The 16028-nt window shown below is 41.6% G+C and carries 17 protein-coding genes; 12 read left to right on the forward strand and 5 right to left on the reverse strand.

Features of this window, described 5'->3' with window-relative positions; translation table 11 throughout:
- The gene (locus tag MKY19_RS13565; protein WP_042187874.1) at positions 1 to 1089 is read left to right on the forward strand and encodes an efflux RND transporter periplasmic adaptor subunit; all 1089 of its coding nucleotides are present in this window, start codon (positions 1 to 3) and stop codon (positions 1087 to 1089) included.
- Between the two features lie 18 nt (positions 1090 to 1107).
- Here the strand turns inward: MKY19_RS13565 and nagZ are convergent, their stop codons facing one another.
- Positions 1108 to 2178 carry a beta-N-acetylhexosaminidase gene (nagZ, locus tag MKY19_RS13570; RefSeq protein ID WP_339803528.1) on the reverse strand — a complete coding sequence of 357 codons (1071 nt, stop codon included), beginning with the start codon at positions 2176 to 2178 and terminating at the stop codon, positions 1108 to 1110.
- Positions 2179 to 2227: 49 nt separating this feature from the next.
- Between nagZ and MKY19_RS13575 the strand changes: the two genes are divergently transcribed.
- Positions 2228 to 2437, forward strand: a complete 210-nt coding sequence (locus tag MKY19_RS13575; RefSeq protein WP_339803530.1) for a hypothetical protein — start codon at positions 2228 to 2230, stop codon at positions 2435 to 2437.
- A 96-nt stretch (positions 2438 to 2533) separates the two neighbouring features.
- Complete coding sequence (locus tag MKY19_RS13580; protein ID WP_042127399.1) at positions 2534 to 3037, forward strand: ferritin; 504 nt, start codon at positions 2534 to 2536, stop codon at positions 3035 to 3037.
- Positions 3038 to 3080: 43 nt separating this feature from the next.
- Here the strand turns inward: MKY19_RS13580 and MKY19_RS13585 are convergent, their stop codons facing one another.
- Positions 3081 to 4415, reverse strand: a complete 1335-nt coding sequence (locus MKY19_RS13585) for a PQQ-binding-like beta-propeller repeat protein (protein WP_339803534.1) — start codon at positions 4413 to 4415, stop codon at positions 3081 to 3083.
- 331 nt (positions 4416 to 4746) lie between these two features.
- Here MKY19_RS13585 and MKY19_RS13590 point away from each other — a divergent pair, with 331 nt between their 5' ends.
- The 5 genes from MKY19_RS13590 to MKY19_RS13610 all read left to right on the forward strand — a co-directional run bounded on the left by MKY19_RS13590 (position 4747) and on the right by MKY19_RS13610 (position 9008).
- Entirely contained in the window at positions 4747 to 5616 is an 870-nt protein-coding gene (locus MKY19_RS13590) for a cation diffusion facilitator family transporter (RefSeq protein ID WP_339803538.1), read from the forward strand.
- A gap of 142 nt (positions 5617 to 5758) precedes the next feature.
- On the forward strand, positions 5759 to 6169 hold the full coding sequence (locus MKY19_RS13595; RefSeq protein WP_081382799.1) for a bacteriohemerythrin: 411 nt from the start codon (positions 5759 to 5761) through the stop codon (positions 6167 to 6169).
- 187 nt (positions 6170 to 6356) lie between these two features.
- Positions 6357 to 7550, forward strand: a complete 1194-nt coding sequence (locus MKY19_RS13600) for a metallophosphoesterase (RefSeq protein WP_339247864.1) — start codon at positions 6357 to 6359, stop codon at positions 7548 to 7550.
- 146 nt (positions 7551 to 7696) lie between these two features.
- On the forward strand, positions 7697 to 8143 hold the full coding sequence (locus tag MKY19_RS13605) for a MarR family transcriptional regulator (RefSeq protein WP_339803542.1): 447 nt from the start codon (positions 7697 to 7699) through the stop codon (positions 8141 to 8143).
- A 28-nt stretch (positions 8144 to 8171) separates the two neighbouring features.
- A complete protein-coding gene (locus MKY19_RS13610; protein ID WP_339803545.1) occupies positions 8172 to 9008 on the forward strand; it encodes an SDR family oxidoreductase in 837 nt (278 codons plus the stop codon).
- A gap of 22 nt (positions 9009 to 9030) precedes the next feature.
- Here the strand turns inward: MKY19_RS13610 and MKY19_RS13615 are convergent, their stop codons facing one another.
- Positions 9031 to 9504: a ferritin-like domain-containing protein gene (locus MKY19_RS13615; protein WP_076286353.1), complete on the reverse strand. Its 474-nt coding sequence runs from the start codon at positions 9502 to 9504 to the stop codon at positions 9031 to 9033.
- A 144-nt stretch (positions 9505 to 9648) separates the two neighbouring features.
- Here MKY19_RS13615 and MKY19_RS13620 point away from each other — a divergent pair, with 144 nt between their 5' ends.
- From MKY19_RS13620 to MKY19_RS13635, 4 genes are all read left to right on the forward strand, one after another.
- Entirely contained in the window at positions 9649 to 10326 is a 678-nt protein-coding gene (locus MKY19_RS13620; RefSeq protein WP_339803549.1) for a response regulator transcription factor, read from the forward strand.
- Positions 10323 to 11699 (forward strand): HAMP domain-containing sensor histidine kinase, encoded by a 1377-nt coding sequence (locus tag MKY19_RS13625; protein ID WP_339803552.1) that lies wholly within the window; start codon positions 10323 to 10325, stop codon positions 11697 to 11699. The genes MKY19_RS13620 and MKY19_RS13625 overlap by 4 nt, the downstream gene beginning before the upstream one ends.
- A gap of 90 nt (positions 11700 to 11789) precedes the next feature.
- Positions 11790 to 12887: an ABC transporter permease gene (locus tag MKY19_RS13630; RefSeq protein WP_339803555.1), complete on the forward strand. Its 1098-nt coding sequence runs from the start codon at positions 11790 to 11792 to the stop codon at positions 12885 to 12887.
- The gene (locus MKY19_RS13635) at positions 12884 to 13576 is read left to right on the forward strand and encodes an ABC transporter ATP-binding protein (RefSeq protein WP_042187892.1); all 693 of its coding nucleotides are present in this window, start codon (positions 12884 to 12886) and stop codon (positions 13574 to 13576) included. The genes MKY19_RS13630 and MKY19_RS13635 overlap by 4 nt, the downstream gene beginning before the upstream one ends.
- 73 nt (positions 13577 to 13649) lie before the next feature.
- Here the strand turns inward: MKY19_RS13635 and MKY19_RS13640 are convergent, their stop codons facing one another.
- Both MKY19_RS13640 and MKY19_RS13645 read right to left on the reverse strand, forming a co-directional pair.
- Complete coding sequence (locus MKY19_RS13640; protein WP_076286350.1) at positions 13650 to 14810, reverse strand: asparaginase; 1161 nt, start codon at positions 14808 to 14810, stop codon at positions 13650 to 13652.
- 318 nt (positions 14811 to 15128) lie between these two features.
- Positions 15129 to 16019, reverse strand: a complete 891-nt coding sequence (locus tag MKY19_RS13645; protein ID WP_076285838.1) for a LysR family transcriptional regulator — start codon at positions 16017 to 16019, stop codon at positions 15129 to 15131.
- Between the last annotated feature and the right edge of the window lie 9 nt (positions 16020 to 16028).

The raw sequence follows: 16028 nt of genomic DNA on the forward strand, positions 1-16028 counted from the left end.
ATGAAGAGGAGAATCAAGTGGATTGTATTGGTATTGATTATTATTGCAGCGGGTTATTTTGTATACAACAAGATGTATAAACCCGAGGCACAGCTAGAACCTGTTGAACCACCACAGGCGATAACTTTTGAAGTGACACAGGAAACCATCACCAATTCTGTTCAGGTCAAAGGGAATTCACATTATGAGCAGGAAACGCTTGTATATGCACCATATGCTTCAAAGGTAACAAAGTGGAAGGTTGAGAATGGTGGGCAAGTTAAGAAGGGGGATTTACTGTTTACCCTCGATCAGGAAGCCTTAAAGAATGAAATTGCTACACAAGAGGCAACCATTCGAAAGGCACAGCTAGAAGCGGAATTAAATGAATTTGTTAGTCAGCAGGACCAGGAGAACGCAGCCCTTGGTGCAACAGAAGCCGAACGTATAAAAGCACTTACAGCCCAAGAATCAGCAAGAATAGGGGATGAGCTTAACCAAGTAAATGCTGAAATACAGGCTCGTGAATTAAAAGAAAAGAAGGCTAAGCTAAATACAGCCCTCTACCATGCTCCTGCAACAGGTGTTTTTCTATTTGACAGTGCGAGTGAAATTCCGCAAACGGTAACAGATAATCAATACATCGGCAAAATTGTAGATATGAACAAGCTTGAATTCATAGCTCTTGTAGGTGAACAAGATGTCTTCCGTATTAAGACGGGAATGAAGGTCGATGTTAAAATGACAGCTTTAAAAGATTTAAAGCTGTCTGGAGAAGTGACTAAGGTATCTAAATTTGCTAAGACTGCTTCGGGTCAAAATACTACTGCTACTTCGGTTCCACAATTTGAAGTGGTAATCTCACTGCAACCTAATGAGCGCTTAATTGGTGGACTAAGCTTGAGCGGAGAAATCGAGACGGTTCGCAAGGAAAATGCCATCGTTGTATCCAGCATCGCAGTAATGCATGAAGGAGATCTCTCCTACGTGATGGTGGATAAAGGCAATGGGGAATATGAACGAAGAGATATCAAAGTGGGCATGGAGACGGCTGACAAAACAGAGGCCGTCTCAGGGTTAAAGGTTGGAGATGTTGTTGTGCTTCAATAGATTGAAATAGACCTAAGCCTATTTCTCAATCGTGAGTCGCCAAGATTTAATATCTTTATTTAGCTCGGTAAGGTCAGGAACCGGAATTGGCTCGTCGGATAGATTATATTTAGCTTTCAATGCTAAAATCCGATAGACGCTCTCATCAATCCGTGATTCCTGTATCTTACCTTTTTTTACATGGTCCAGAAGCGATTCTAATACCCGTTTCTCATTATCATAGCCGTGAGCGATAAGTAAGATATCACTGCCTGCATTTATAGTATCTACCGCTGCTGTGGTAAGGTCATAATTCTTCATGATAGCACCCATAGTCAGGTCATCTGTGATTACAAGTCCTTGATATTTCATGTCTCCACGAAGCAGATCACCAATTATTTTACTGGATAAAGATGCGGGTTTATCAGGATCAAGTTTCGGGAACAAAATATGAGCGACCATTACAGCATCGGTTCCTTCTTTTATTGCAGCTTGAAACGGGAGCCATTCTAATTTAGCGAGTTCTTCAGCAGTCTTATTCACAATCGGCAGCTCAAGGTGGGAGTCGACGGAAGTATCTCCGTGACCAGGGAAATGTTTGACGACAGGAACAACACCTTCGCTCTCAATTCCTTTCATTTCGGCAATCCCTAGCGTACTGACTAGTTCAGCGGAGTTACCGAAGGAACGATCTCCAATTACAGGATTATCTGGATTGCTATTGATATCAAGGACGGGAGCGAAGTTCATATTAAATCCTGCTGACAATACTTCTCTAGCGAGCAGCTTGCCCATCATTTCGGCAGCGTTAGCATCCTTATGGGTACCGACCTTTCCATTAGAGGGGAAGGAAGCATACTCCTTAGGCATCCGGCTGACTTTTCCGCCCTCCTGATCGATACTCATAAATAAAGGGGCAGGGTTGCCGCTGTTGCTCTCTTTCATGGAATTAACAAGACTGACCATACTCTTCAGATCTTGAATATTGTTCTTATAAAGGATGATTCCACCGACTTTGTCTTCGGCAATCATCCTTTTTGCTTGATCATCCAGAACGGTTCCGTCGATGCCAACAAGGAGCATTTGTCCAATTTTCTCTTCAAGGCTCATACTGGAAACCTGAACAGCAATTGGATCACTCTCTGAGGAGGGAGCTGCTGTGGAACTGTCAACAGGTGAAGATGTGGATTCGGCAGTCGGCGGATTTGTAGCGGCAGCTTGGGAGCTGTTACTGCTATTGGAGCAGCTAGTTAACAGAAGCATAGATACCATAGCAGAAGCCATTAAAAAGCTAGCAGAGGATGTAGGTTTAAGGATGTTGCGTGTAAAACTGGTCATTAGAATAGTCGTCCCTTCGTTGCTTATTTAGATGTCAGAAGGATGAGTCCTTGCTGACTTAGATACACGGTGATAAGATGAACTTAAATCTTTACATATTAAAATTGAATTATGAGGTGACGGTCAAATGAAAGATGGATTAGTAAACGCACTTAATGAACAGATGAATTTCGAGTTTTATTCCGCTCATGTTTATCTAGCTATGGCAGCCTATTGTTCCGGTGAAAGTCTCGATGGATTCGCAAACTTTTTCTTAATTCAAGCAGAAGAAGAACGATTCCATGCCATGAAAATCTATAAGTTCCTTAATGATCGCGATAATCGGGCGACACTTGAAGCTCTACCAGAGCCAAAGAACGAATACTCTTCGATGCTGGATGCTTTTGAACATGCATTCGCGCATGAGCAACAAAACACGAAACGCTTCTATCATTTAGCTGACTTGGCGCTGGATGAGCGTGAACATGCAACGATCTATTTCTTGAAATGGTTTATTGACGAGCAAGTAGAAGAGGAAGCGCTCTTTAGCAACATCATTAGTAAACTGAAACGAATTGATAAAGATAGCAACGCCTTCTACATGCTGGATGCTGAATTTGCTGCACGTACTTTTACAGCTCCTGCTGAGTAAGTAAAGTTACTTAAGATCAGAAGCCTGAGAAATCAGGCTTTTTTTATTTAATTGATGAAGGCAGTTTAATAGCCAGCAGCTTATTATCCGTTCGGATGATCAGCATGCCTCCTGTTTTAAGAGAAGGGGCAAAGTTACGAGATCCTGTCTTCACGGTAAAAATAGGCTTCAACGTCAACATGTCATAAGCGTGAAATAGGCCATCTGATTGTCCGCTATAAACCACATTTCCAAAAAGATCCGTCTGAACTACAGGATTCTCACCATTATTGAGGACTACCGCTTGACCATTTCCAAGTTTGAGTGCGGATAACGTACCTGTATCATTATTGGAATATAACATTCTTTGCTGATGGATTTGGTTTAGAGGATAATCTTTCTCTTTTGCCATAGAAGTCCAGGTTTGAACTGGCTTACCTTCCGCTGAGTAATTCCAGAAATCATATTTCACAAGCTTTTTGCCCTGAAAAATATAGAAGTCATTTCCGTCCAAGAATGCGGTCCCATTTACACCACCAAATGTGAATGCTCCATCTTTATTCTCGGTATCTGTCCATTTATATAAACGTTCTCCTTTAAGTTCACCCGTTTTTACGTTGAATACAGAAACTTTAACATTACGATTCACAGCGTCATCATCCATCATTAACGTATTGGTAATGGAGTAGAGGAGGCCGTCCTTTACTGCTAGTGGCCACCATTGACGGGTATGGTCCCATAGTTTTTTTCCTGTCAGACTGTCATAAGCAGCAAGTGCGCCAGTTGTTAATGCTCCCTGTGAGAGATAACTTCGAATAACAACCCCATCCGTTTCCATAAGTTCCGATAAGCCTGTAAAGTTATTGCTCTCCTCCGTAGCCTTCCATTTGATCTTCCCGCTGACCGCATCGACAGCGGCCAGTTGACTATCTTGTGTTACATAGATGGTGGAGCCTAACCGTTGTATACTGGTGGCTTTAGGTAGTGATAATGAAGCTGACCACGCTTTTTTACCTGCTTCATTAACGGCATACAGAGAGCCACTCTTAGTCAAACCATAGATAAATCCATTACCGTACGTGAACAACGGGGCTAATGCACTTCCGAATTCCCACATTTTTTTACCTGTTGTAGCATTCAATGCGACTAGTTTTTCATTCCGCTGCAAGGCAAAGACTTTCCCATTCTCGGCAAGCGCTGTAACGTTCTGCCCAGTGATTCTATCTTCTTTTAAGATGGCAAGCGGTGATGACCATACAGGTACAAGAATAGGTGCTTTGACTTCATTGTAATAGGGATTGCTTGTACTTATAACTGCTTGTTCCGCGGAAATGTCGGATAACGATCCGTTGTAAGCTATTGGGGATGCAATGCATGTAACAGCTAAAACTTTAATCATTGTCTTGTGCAAAGACTGAATCATCGTTTCACGCTCCTCAAAAATAGTTATTACTATAATTAGACATTATAAATGGCAAAAAGTTACTACTTCTGTAGAACAAGCATAAACACCTACGGCTTTTTTTAAGGACGGGAAGCGTTTAAGCGAGAAATATAATACTTAAAGTTGAACTAAGGCAAACTATGTTACGCTCCGCAAAACAGTTATGACCTAGCAACTCTATTTGACGGAGGGAACTATTACGCCTCTTAGCAACACTGTTTCTCTAGACCCACCCGAATCTCGGAGTGTAGTATAGAACAATACTATTCTTTGGGGGTTCTTTTTTTTGGGAAATTACAACGACATCAAACAAGGTGAAAAAGGAGCATGGCTAAGCATAGTTGCCTACATATTCCTGTCCGCCATCAAACTGTTTATTGGTACGGTCGCGGGATCTCAAGCGCTGCTTGCAGATGGCCTGAACAACAGTACTGATATTATCGCTTCTATCGCCATACTAATCGGTCTTAAGATCTCCAGGAGACCGCCGGATTCCAATCATAGCTACGGGCATTTCAGAGCAGAGACCGTGGCATCCTTAATTGCTTCATTTATTATGATCGTTGTAGGGCTTCAAGTGCTGTACCAGGGCGTGAACAAATTTATTCAACCCGAACTGGAAAGTCCAGATCTTATAGCAGCCTGGACGGCAGTTTTTTGTGCTGTGATAATGATGGGCGTATATATGTATAACATTAGACTGGCCCGCTCTATTAATAGTAACGCTATGCGAGCAGTAGCACTAGATAATCGATCAGATGCTTTAGTTAGCATAGGTGCTTTTGTCGGAATTGTGGCTTCTGGATTTGGAATTCCATGGCTTGATCCGCTTACAGCGATTATTGTCGGCCTGATTATCTGCAAGACGGCATGGGATATCTTTAGTAAAGCTACACATGATTTAACGGATGGTTTTGATGCGGAAGAGCTTGAACTCATGAAAGAAACCGTTGCTGAAATTGACGGTGTGCAATCCATTAAAGATATTAAAGCTCGCATCCACGGAAATAACGTACTAGTAGATACAACTGTATTAGTAGATTCCGAGCTTAGTGTGGTGCAGAGCCATGATATTACGGAAGAAATCGAAGAACAATTGAAAGATCGGCACCAAGTTTCAAATGTGCTTGTCCACATAGAACCTGTAATGAAGTAGAAACGGACAATGAATTGTGACTTTCCCTTGGATGGATATGGGATTTTTCCTGTGATGTTGTTAATAGATCTTTTGTGCGGAAAGGTGGAGAATTAGTTGTATTTATCGATATGTTAATTTCAGGAAATGGAATGGTGATTTCGTGATTGAATGGAAGGATTCTTATGATATCGGTGTTGAGAAAATAGACTGTCAGCACAGACAGTTGCTGGCGAAATTGAATGAATTTTTTGATGCTTGCAGTAAGCAGCAGGGGAAAGAGAAGATCGAAGAAACGCTCAAATTCTTGAAGGAATATACCATCGAGCATTTTAGCAATGAAGAGCAATTGATGGAAGAGATCGATTTTCCTGAATTGGCGGAACATCGTAAGACGCACGCTAATTTTGTGAAAGCCGTTCTTGAATTAGAAGAAACGATTAAAACCAAGGGAGTCTCCGTTCTCTCGACGATTAAGCTTAACCGTACGTTAACCGATTGGCTTCTGAATCACATTAATAAATGCGATAAGCTAATTGGCGAATGTATGGCCACGCGGGATAGAGCAGTATAATTGAAGACCTCCAACGAAGATGCCGACGGGCATTTTCTTTTTTTTGACGGGGAATGTGATAAAGAATTATAGTACGTTATTTGATCCATTTTCCGAAGACAGCATCGTAATTTATACTGGGTTAACGGTTTGTGTTATGATTTGAGATAAGACGTATAGAGTTAGTATGGTAAAGGGGAGTGGAACGATGAAAACATTACGAATGTTAGCTTCAGGGTTTGCAATGCTGCTTATTCTGGGCCTTGTTAATTTTTACATTGGGTATCACGGTTGGCTGCTTGTCCATGAATGGTTCTCAGGTGCTTCCTCTGTTCTGTTCTGGACATTATTCCTGCTTGTTGCCTTTGCGTATGTCGTTGGAATGATACCGTGGCCTACAATAGTGAAGCCGTTAGCCAGATTCTTTAAGGTGATTGGGTCGTATTATCTAGCTTGCATGGAATTCGCTATTATCATGTTGCCATTAGCTGATCTGTTATATGTGCTGCTGGGCTGGATGGGTGTCGATCGAACGCACTACGTCTCAGAAGCGGGTGGTACATTGCTAATATTACTGGTTGTTTTTCTAGTCTGGGGTTCGATCAACGCTTGGAGTACAGTAGTTCGTACCCATCCTATTCCCATTGATAAATCTATCGGAACTAGTACGCCACTTACCATCGCGGTTGCATCCGATCTGCATTTAGGAAATATCGTCGGCAATCGGCATCTCAAAAAAATGGTTGCTCAAATGAATGCTATGAAGCCTGATGTGATTTTGCTGGCTGGGGATGTACTTGACGATAGTATTGAGCCTTTTATTCGCAATGGTATGAGTGAACAGCTAAAGCAGCTAAAAGCACGCCATGGGGTCTACGCGGTACTGGGCAATCACGAATATTACGGTGGTTCGATTAAGGAATATACAGATTTAATGAGTAGCATAGGCATTAAAGTCCTACAGGATGAGGTTGAAGAAGTTGCGGGAACTTATATTGTAGGTCGAAAAGATAAGACTGCCGAGACGATGGAAGCCGGAGGTAGATTAAGCGTAAACTCCTTATTGAATGGCCTCGATCTGACGCGTCCTGTGATCATGATGGATCATCAGCCTACCGGATTTGATGTCGCTGCCCAAGAAGGCGTAGATATTCTACTCTCAGGTCATACGCACCGTGGACAGATTGCTCCTAATCACTGGATCACCAAGCGGTTGTTCGAACTGGACTGGGGCTACCTCCGCAAGGATAAATTGCATGTCGTTGTTTCCTCTGGATATGGGACCTGGGGACCTCCAATCCGTTTAGCCAGCCGTTCGGAGATCATTAAGCTTGAAGTGGTGTTAGAAGGGACTAAACAATACAGTGAAGAAGCCGTGTCTACAAAGACGGTGTTAATCTAAAAGAAATCTTTAATGATATGAGGCTGCCCGAATTCGTAGAATTTTTCTGCGAGCTGAGGCAGCTTCTTTTTTTGACAATTAGTAGAGCTTGTAGTATGGTTTAAAAAAGTTAAGCACTTAACTAAATTGGAGTTGAAAAATCTAAGATGGATCATTTACAACCGTTGGTATTGAATCAGCCCCTACATACTCAGGCATTTTTCACTTTAGTTGACACTACTGCAAGCTTAGTTTCTGTCTCTGATAAATATTGGCAGTCGAAAGGATTAAATGGCGCAAGAATTCGTATCCTAGTAGAAATATCTAAACAGGGCGGAACGATTTTACCTTCTACATTGGCTCACAATATTGGGGTTACCAAAGCTAATATTAGTCTGTTGCTGATACCCCTAGAGAAAGATGGTTGGATTACCCGCTCGAACCATACTCAGGATGGTAGAAAAAGCGTTATTACAATTACGGTTGAAGGACAACGATTACTTTTGGAGCATCTTCCCGGAAATCGTCAAGCGGTCGCTGAACGTATGCAGGGTCTAGATGAACGAGAGCTTCGGCAACTCATCGTTTTATTAGAAAAGCTTAGCAATGGCTAAATATAAATAATGTTGTGGTCTTGAAAACATGGAACAGAAAGGTTGGGGTGTAATGTCAATTATGGTTACTGGGGCTACTGGTCAATTAGGAAGTTTGATTATAGACAATCTTCTTCAGTTTGTGCCGGCAGGTAAGATTATCACATGTGTTCGTGATCCGGAGAAAGCAAATGATCTTTTGGAAAAAGGGGTTGAGATTCGCTTTGGCGATTATGATCAGCCTGATACTCTAATTCAAGCTTTTACAGGTGTAGCAGAGCTATTATTCATCTCTAGTTCACATCCCGATGATAACGTCAGATTAACTCAACATTCTGAGGTTATTCATGCAGCATCAAAGGCAGGGGTGAAGCATTTGCTGTATACAAGCTTCGCATTTCCACCTAAAGGACAAATTCCAGCTAATCATGTTCACTTACTTACAGAGCAGATGATTCTTAAATCAGGTATTGACTATACGTTTCTACGCAACGCTTTATATATGGATTTTGTGGATGTACTAGGTCTGAAAGAGGCGATCCAAAGCGGTGAGTTAATCACCTATCCGGGAAACTGGCTATTTAATTCGGTGACACGAAAGGATCTCGCTTTAGCTACGGCGGTCTTGCTTACAACTACTGGTCATATTAATCAGATTTATGAATTAACCGCACCGCGCTCTTGGGACTTCAGCGAACTAACGGAGGTATTATCCGAGCTGACAGGAAAAAGAATCGTTCATCGGCAGGATTCAAGCATTCAGCACTGGATTTATTCATTCCTCGGGAAGATAGATACAGCTTCTACTTCAAAAGATATGGAGAGACTAATGGGACGGCCTGTTACCTCTTTGAAGGAAAGCATAATCACTTTCCTTCAGGTTTAAATAATGACTCTGACTAATTCAACTATATAGTGGTTCGATCTAAAGTAAGTAAATAATTATATTTACTGGCATGTTTTAATTCATCTAATATAATCCCATAAACAGTATCGCGGTATACTCCAACAGGCAGACCAAACCATATTTTGCGATACTTTTCGACTGCAGCCAGTTCACCTTGGAGTGCTTTTTCTAAACCTTCTTCATAGGAACTGATCCGTTGATATTGTTCACTACTAATTCCAGTGATATCTTGACCCGTAATTTCTTTGAACATCCCGCGGAACATGGAGTTGTGACCCCGTTCGTCATCTCGTATTGAGGTGATGATGGAGGCTTGCTCGGAATTTGGGGCCAGTTTGATAAGTTCATCATAGAAAAGCTCATCATTTCGTTCACCTTGCACAGCTTCTTTGATTAAATTTAATGCTTGAGGAAGAGAGGTTGCCCAGATAGGTTTGAAATCAGATCTATTCTGAGATAAAGGAGTCCAATTCATAGTTCTTATTACCTCCTGATTCGTTCGTTATTATTAGAGTAGTATATGTACGAATGCCCAAAATGGTCTCTTTCGGTTCTTTAGTTGTTCTAACCCTTTAAAGTTGATACTATGGGTTCATCCGTTATTCAGGGAGTGTAAACGATGAAAAAGATTTTAGTAGCAGATGACGATAGTAATATTCGTACATTATTAAAGCATGTATTGACCAGAGAAGGTTACCAAGTAATGGAGGCAAGCGATGGCCGGGACGCGATACATAAACTGAAAGAAAACATTGCGGACTTAGCCGTTGTGGATGTGATGATGCCACATGTGGATGGGTTAGAGCTATGCCAGCATATAAGAGAAACGTATGATATACCGATCATTTTGTTAACAGCCCGGCAACAGCTAAGTGATAAAGAACAAGGCTATTTGCGGGGGACAGATGATTATGTAACGAAACCTTTTGAGCCGGAAGAATTGTTGTTTCGGATCAAAGCTTTATTTCGGCGTTATTCCATCGCTTCGGATGATCGGATTCGTTTAAATTCACTAGTTATTGATCGTAAAAATTATGAGATCACTGATGGTGATGAAGTACTACTGTTGCCGGTAAAGGAATTTGAACTGCTCGCGCAACTGGCACAATATCCAGGAAGACTGTATTCACGCAGTGAGTTGATTGAACTAGTATGGGGAATGGATTATGAAGGTGATGAACGCACGGTGGATGTACATATCAAGCGATTGCGTCAACGGTTTTTGGATTATCAGAATGATTTTGTGATTCGGACGGTACGGGGAATTGGATATAAATTGGAGATGGTGAGCTCGTGAAGTCTTTGTATGTGAGAATGTGCATTCTCTTTTGCTCGGCCATTGTGGTGAGCAGCCTTCTCGGCTTCTTGGTATCTAATATTTATTATCAAGCTCAGATTAAATCGCAGAACGATGCGAAGCTTACGGGGATGGCCATTGATATCCAGCAGTTTGCAGAATCTCACCCGGAATCTATGGAGGATTACCTGCGAAGTGTAGCTGTACTGGGATATAAGATCTATTTAACCAATGTAGAGGGCAAATCCCGATTTTACGGCAAGCCATTTCGGAAAGAGGACTTAGATCCGCAACAATTAGAGAAGGTCCTGAATGGACAAGTGTATCACGGTGTTGCTGAGTTTCCTGACAGCGCATTTATTACAGGTTTTTTTGACAATCAATTACGCAATACGATAGGCGTACCTATTGAAGTCAATAATGAGACTTTTGCGTTATTCATGCGGCCGGATGCAGAGGTTCAGTTCGGTGAACTGCGCGTGTTTTTTGCTGTCATCATCGGTTTTACCGTGTTATTCAGTCTAGGATTCGTCATGATCAGCGTACTGCATGTGGTCAGACCCATTACACGTTTGACAACGGCAACTAAACGGATTTCAAAAGGTAGATATGATATTAAATTAAATACTTGGCGCCGGGATGAGATTGGCCAGTTAGCCTCACACTTTATGATTATGAGTCGTGAGCTGGAACGGACCAATCGTGCGCGTCAAGAGTTTGTTGCGAATGTGTCTCATGAAATCGAATCGCCATTAACTTCTATTCAAGGATTTGCCCAAACCCTTAAAGATCCTACATTACCAGAGGATGAACGGATAGAGTACCTCAATATTATTGATCAAGAAAGCCATCGTCTATCGATGCTTAGTAAACAGCTGCTAACGTTATCTTCCCTCGATTATGATCCGAATTCCTTGCAGAAGAAACCTATAGATTTGCGTGCACAGCTTCGACAGGTTGTACAAATCATGGAGTGGAGATTAACAGAGAAGCAATTAGCGGTTCGTTTAAGTCTTGCGGATATTAGCGTACATGGCGATTCCAATCTATTGTATCAGGTGTGGATGAACCTCATTACTAATGCTATCAAATATACACCCGCTGAGGGATCTATTATGATTTCCGCAAAGCTTGACGAAGGGAACTGTGTAGTAACCTTTTCGGATACTGGGGATGGTATTCCTGCTGAGGAATTACCACTCATCTTTGACCGTTTTTATAAAGTCGACCGGGCACGTACACGAGAAACGCATAGTAGCGGTCTTGGGCTGGCGATTACGCAAAAAATTGTAGAGACACATAACGGAACCATAGAAGTATCCAGTACAGTTGGCAAAGGCACGACCTTTACTGTAACTCTTCCGCTTTTGTAACTCGTTATTCATACTCCGTTCATTTTCATCTTCTAAACTGTGACTATACAGATTAGAAGGAGTGGTAATATGTTTCTAGCCTTAAGAGAAATGCGACATTCTAAAGCCAGATACCTGTTAATAATGGTAATCATGTTATTGGTTTCCTTTCTTGTACTTTTCGTAACGGGGCTGGCCAGAGGATTAGCGTATGCTAATATCTCAGCAATAGAGAATATGCCGGCAAACTATTACGTGGTGCAGAAGGATGCGGATCAGACGTTTAGACGTTCTCAGTTAACGGATACGGAGCTTAATAGTGTTCGAGCAGTAGTAGGAGATAATAATGCCTCTTCACTCGCTCTACAGATGAGTACAGTGACTACGAACGATACGGATACTAAAGCAGACGTAACTTTTTTCGCAGTTGATATGAACGGTTTACTGGCTCCAAAAGTGATTGAAGGTGACAAGATTACGAATGATACGCAGGGAAGTGTCATCGTTGATCGTGACTTGGAACAGTCGGGCATTAAGATTGGTAGCACGATCCAAGATCAGGCAACTGGGAAGGAATTTAAAGTTACAGGATATGTTGAGAATAGCTCATACAGCCATACCCCAGTAGTCTATATTAACAATAAAGATTGGCAGGAAATGAGACAAGGTGTTAATCAAGGTAGTGGGGCTACATCTGGAGCACCTTTTAATGTAATTGCGCTTAATGCAAACGCAGGGCAAGTGGATAAGATCTCTGCTAGTACGAAAAATGTGGAAGTTATTAAGCAAAAAGAAGCGATCTCTAATATTCCGGGTTATTCATCAGAACAAGGTTCACTGCTTATGATGATTGCCTTCCTGTTCGTAATCGCTGGTTTTGTTCTGGCTGTATTCTTCTATGTCATTACAATTCAGAAAACAAGCCAGTTTGGCATTCTGAAAGCCATGGGTACAAAAATGTCTTACTTGGCTTGGAGCGTTGTAGGGCAGGTCATGATATTGGCTATTGCAAGTCTAAGCATTAGCTTGCTGCTAACCTTTGGAATGAATCAGGTACTACCAGACACTATGCCGTTCCAACTGGAACCTTCTACGATTCTATTAACCAGCGGCTTGTTCGTGGGGATGTCTCTTTTAGGATCACTTATTTCTGTCGCTAAAGTGGCAAAAGTAGATGCATTAGAAGCAATTGGGAGGGCTGGAGCATGAGTGCGAAATTATTGATGAAGCAAGTAACCAAAACCTACGGAGACGGCGATACAACGGTATCTGTTCTGAACAATTTGAATCTTATAGTCAATGAAGGGGAATTCGTTGCTGTCCTTGGACCTTCTGGAACAGGGAAGAGTACATTCCTATCAGCAGCGGGTGCGCTTCTTACGCCAACCAGTGGTGAAATTTTTATAGACGGAGAATCTCTTACAGATAAAAGTAAAAGTGAGCTGACTGAGCTGCGATTAGAGAAGATAGGCTTTATGTTCCAAAGCGCACAGCTATTGCCTTACTTGAAGGTAGAAGAGCAGCTTCTCTTTGTAGCTAAACAGGGGAAGATGAGTTCTAAAGAAGCTAAGGAACGGGCAGCTGATTTGATGAAGCGTCTGGATATCTGGAAACGTCGAAACCATTATCCTGAGCAACTATCAGGCGGGGAGAAGCAACGTGTAGCTATCGCAAGAGCTTGGATGAATAAACCTGCAATCTTGTTTGCAGATGAACCAACAGCAAGCTTAGATTTCAAACGAGGCAGAGAAGTTGTGCAAATGATTGCTGACGAAGTAAAGAATGAGGGTAAAGCTGCTGTAATGGTCACTCATGATGAACGGATGCTCGAATGGTGTGATCGAGTGTTGCATCTGGAAGATGGACATTTAGTTGAACATGAGTTAAGCAAAATTTAGTAAAAAAACGATTCATGCTATTTATGGCATGAATCGTTTTTTTTTTTTTTGGTGTGTGAACAATGGTTTGTTCTTATTTGTCAGCTATGGTGACTTGGCCTGAGCCATATGTGTCAAACCAGCCTTTAATCGTGTTGAAATCACTGCTGAATGACAATGCCAGCTCTAATAGAATTCGGGCATGAGCTGCGTTCAGATTATCTCCGGCAATTATGCCATCACTTGAAGCATAGTTGGAACCGGAACCCGTACGCGTGGTAGACACGAAGATAACTCCATTTTCCTTAATAGCTTTCGTACGAGCTTCTCCCATAGCTTTAGATACGCCGCCAGCCCCTGTGCCTGAAGTTACAATACCTTTTGCTCCATCTTGAACAAAACCTGTAATTGCCCCAGAACCGGCATCTTGATAAGCATAAGCAATTTCTACCTTAGGCATATCACTGCTCTTAATCTTCGTTAGATCGAATGGCGTTGCCCATTTGTCAGCGGTCAATAGTGCTCTGGAATTCGCCCGATAAATTCTTATATTATTCTCATCGATATATCCGAGGATTCCTAGTTGTGGAGATTCAAAAGTGTCTGTACGATAGGCATTCGTCTTGGTAACCTCTCTAGCCGTATGAATCTCGTCATTTAGCATGAGCACAGTACCGTAATATTTCGTCTTTCCGCTAGCTGCTAGTTTAATAGCGTTAAATAGATTGGCCTGAGCGTCACTTCCGATAACTGTCCATGGACGCATAGAGCCAGTTACTACGACAGGTTTGGAGCTACGCACTGTAAGATCAAGGAAATATGCAATTTCCTCCATCGTATCCGTACCTGTAGTAACAACGATGCCATCTTGGGTTTCTAGTGCTTTATCTACTTTTAAAGAGAGATCGTATAGTTGTTGCATGGTATACGAGCCAGAGCCTGCATTCCCAAATTGATAGCTAGTTACATCGGCGAACTTTTTAAGGTTAGGCAGTGCTTTAACCATATCTTCCATTAACAAAGTCCCGGCTTTATAATTCTGGAAGCTGGTCTCATCCACAGATTTACCGGCAATAGTTCCACCGGTTGCTATGACTTGGACCTTTGGAAGCTTAACCGTTCCTTCAATCGTTTGGGTAACCTCAGCGGCGTAAGTGGTAGAAACGGGAAGCATTGTTGTAGCAGAGAAGAGTAGAGTGAAAGAGAGTCCTGCGGCAACAGTAGTTTTGGCGAGCATTGATTGTAATCCATTCATAGATGTAACCTCCCATTTGATTATGTATTCTCACATTCATGTTATTTTATATTACATAAACGTGATTCATGATTGGATTATATCTATGAATATATTATAATGACAAGTTTACTAACATATTAATAAAACGCTTAAATACACTATTAATAAGGAATATCTATTGATTTCTTGTGTATGCTATGAATTTTATTATATTATTTTTAAAGTGAAATATAATATTAATGTTATATTTTATCACATAATAATAGAGATGAATAAATAACATAATGCCGGACAATCTTTATGAGATTGACCGGCATAGTTATTAGAAATACCTGACTACTTATCTTTTCTAGAGACAAGTAGTTTTTGAATAAAGACATGGGTAGCCATGGAGGAGGAGCTTTCTTTATGGCGAATGATGGAGAATTGTCTTTCAAGATGATGTTGTCTGATGGGAAGCTCACAGATTTCACCACTTGCTAATTCTTTGCGCACAATCCATCTGGAGAGCATCGCGATTCCCAAACCGGAGGCAACAGCTTCCTTAACTCCTTGACTACTGTTGAAGACATAGGATCTTTTGACAGAAATCTCTTCTGCTTGAATGAAATGATCACTGAAAGCACGCGTTCCAGAGCCAAGCTCTCGCAGAACCCAAACCTGATTTTGTAGCATCCCTTGCTCCACAGAGACTATTTTTGACAAAGGGTGGTTGGCCGGGGAGACGATAATCATCTCGTCCTTCATGTAAGGTGTAACGATCAGATCATTCTCATGGGCTTCTCCTTCGATAAACCCAATATCCAATTCATTGGCTCTTACCCCACCAATAATTTCTTCAGTATTACCGATCGTCACCTGAAGCTTGACTTGTGGGTATTGATTTGCAAATTCCGCAAGTCTTGAGGGTAATATATACTCTCCAATCGTAAAGCTCGCACCAATATGTATACTGCCAGTAACCTCATCCTGTAGCATTTGTATTTCCTGATGAGCTTCTTCGAAGTGGGCCAATATTTGTTTGGCGTGGTTATAAAGTATTGTACCTGCTTCGGTTAATTTTACTTGTTTCGGAGATCGGTGTAGAAGCTTTGCGCCTAGTTCATTCTCAAGATTCCGGATATGTAGACTGACACCGGGTTGAGATAGATTCAGTAATTCTCCTGCTTTAGAGAAATGGCTTTGCTCAGCTACAGTAACGAATACCCGTAATGTATCAACAATCATAAAAATCCC

This window comes from Paenibacillus sp. FSL R5-0744 (genome assembly GCF_037972555.1).
Taxonomy (GTDB): domain Bacteria; phylum Bacillota; class Bacilli; order Paenibacillales; family Paenibacillaceae; genus Paenibacillus_AQ.

Coding starts and splice junctions, on each gene's coding strand:
- MKY19_RS13630 (WP_339803555.1), top strand. CDS start 11,790: ATGCGACATTCTAAAGCCAGATACCTGTTAATAATGGTAATCATGTTA.
- MKY19_RS13615 (WP_076286353.1), bottom strand. CDS start 9,504: ATGAATTGGACTCCTTTATCTCAGAATAGATCTGATTTCAAACCTATC.
- MKY19_RS13640 (WP_076286350.1), bottom strand. CDS start 14,810: ATGAATGGATTACAATCAATGCTCGCCAAAACTACTGTTGCCGCAGGA.
- MKY19_RS13580 (WP_042127399.1), top strand. CDS start 2,534: ATGAAAGATGGATTAGTAAACGCACTTAATGAACAGATGAATTTCGAG.
- MKY19_RS13635 (WP_042187892.1), top strand. CDS start 12,884: ATGAGTGCGAAATTATTGATGAAGCAAGTAACCAAAACCTACGGAGAC.
- MKY19_RS13605 (WP_339803542.1), top strand. CDS start 7,697: ATGGATCATTTACAACCGTTGGTATTGAATCAGCCCCTACATACTCAG.
- MKY19_RS13600 (WP_339247864.1), top strand. CDS start 6,357: ATGAAAACATTACGAATGTTAGCTTCAGGGTTTGCAATGCTGCTTATT.
- MKY19_RS13645 (WP_076285838.1), bottom strand. CDS start 16,019: ATGATTGTTGATACATTACGGGTATTCGTTACTGTAGCTGAGCAAAGC.
- MKY19_RS13620 (WP_339803549.1), top strand. CDS start 9,649: ATGAAAAAGATTTTAGTAGCAGATGACGATAGTAATATTCGTACATTA.
- MKY19_RS13610 (WP_339803545.1), top strand. CDS start 8,172: ATGGAACAGAAAGGTTGGGGTGTAATGTCAATTATGGTTACTGGGGCT.
- MKY19_RS13565 (WP_042187874.1), top strand. CDS start 1: ATGAAGAGGAGAATCAAGTGGATTGTATTGGTATTGATTATTATTGCA.
- MKY19_RS13585 (WP_339803534.1), bottom strand. CDS start 4,415: ATGATTAAAGTTTTAGCTGTTACATGCATTGCATCCCCAATAGCTTAC.
- nagZ (WP_339803528.1), bottom strand. CDS start 2,178: ATGAGCCTTGAAGAGAAAATTGGACAAATGCTCCTTGTTGGCATCGAC.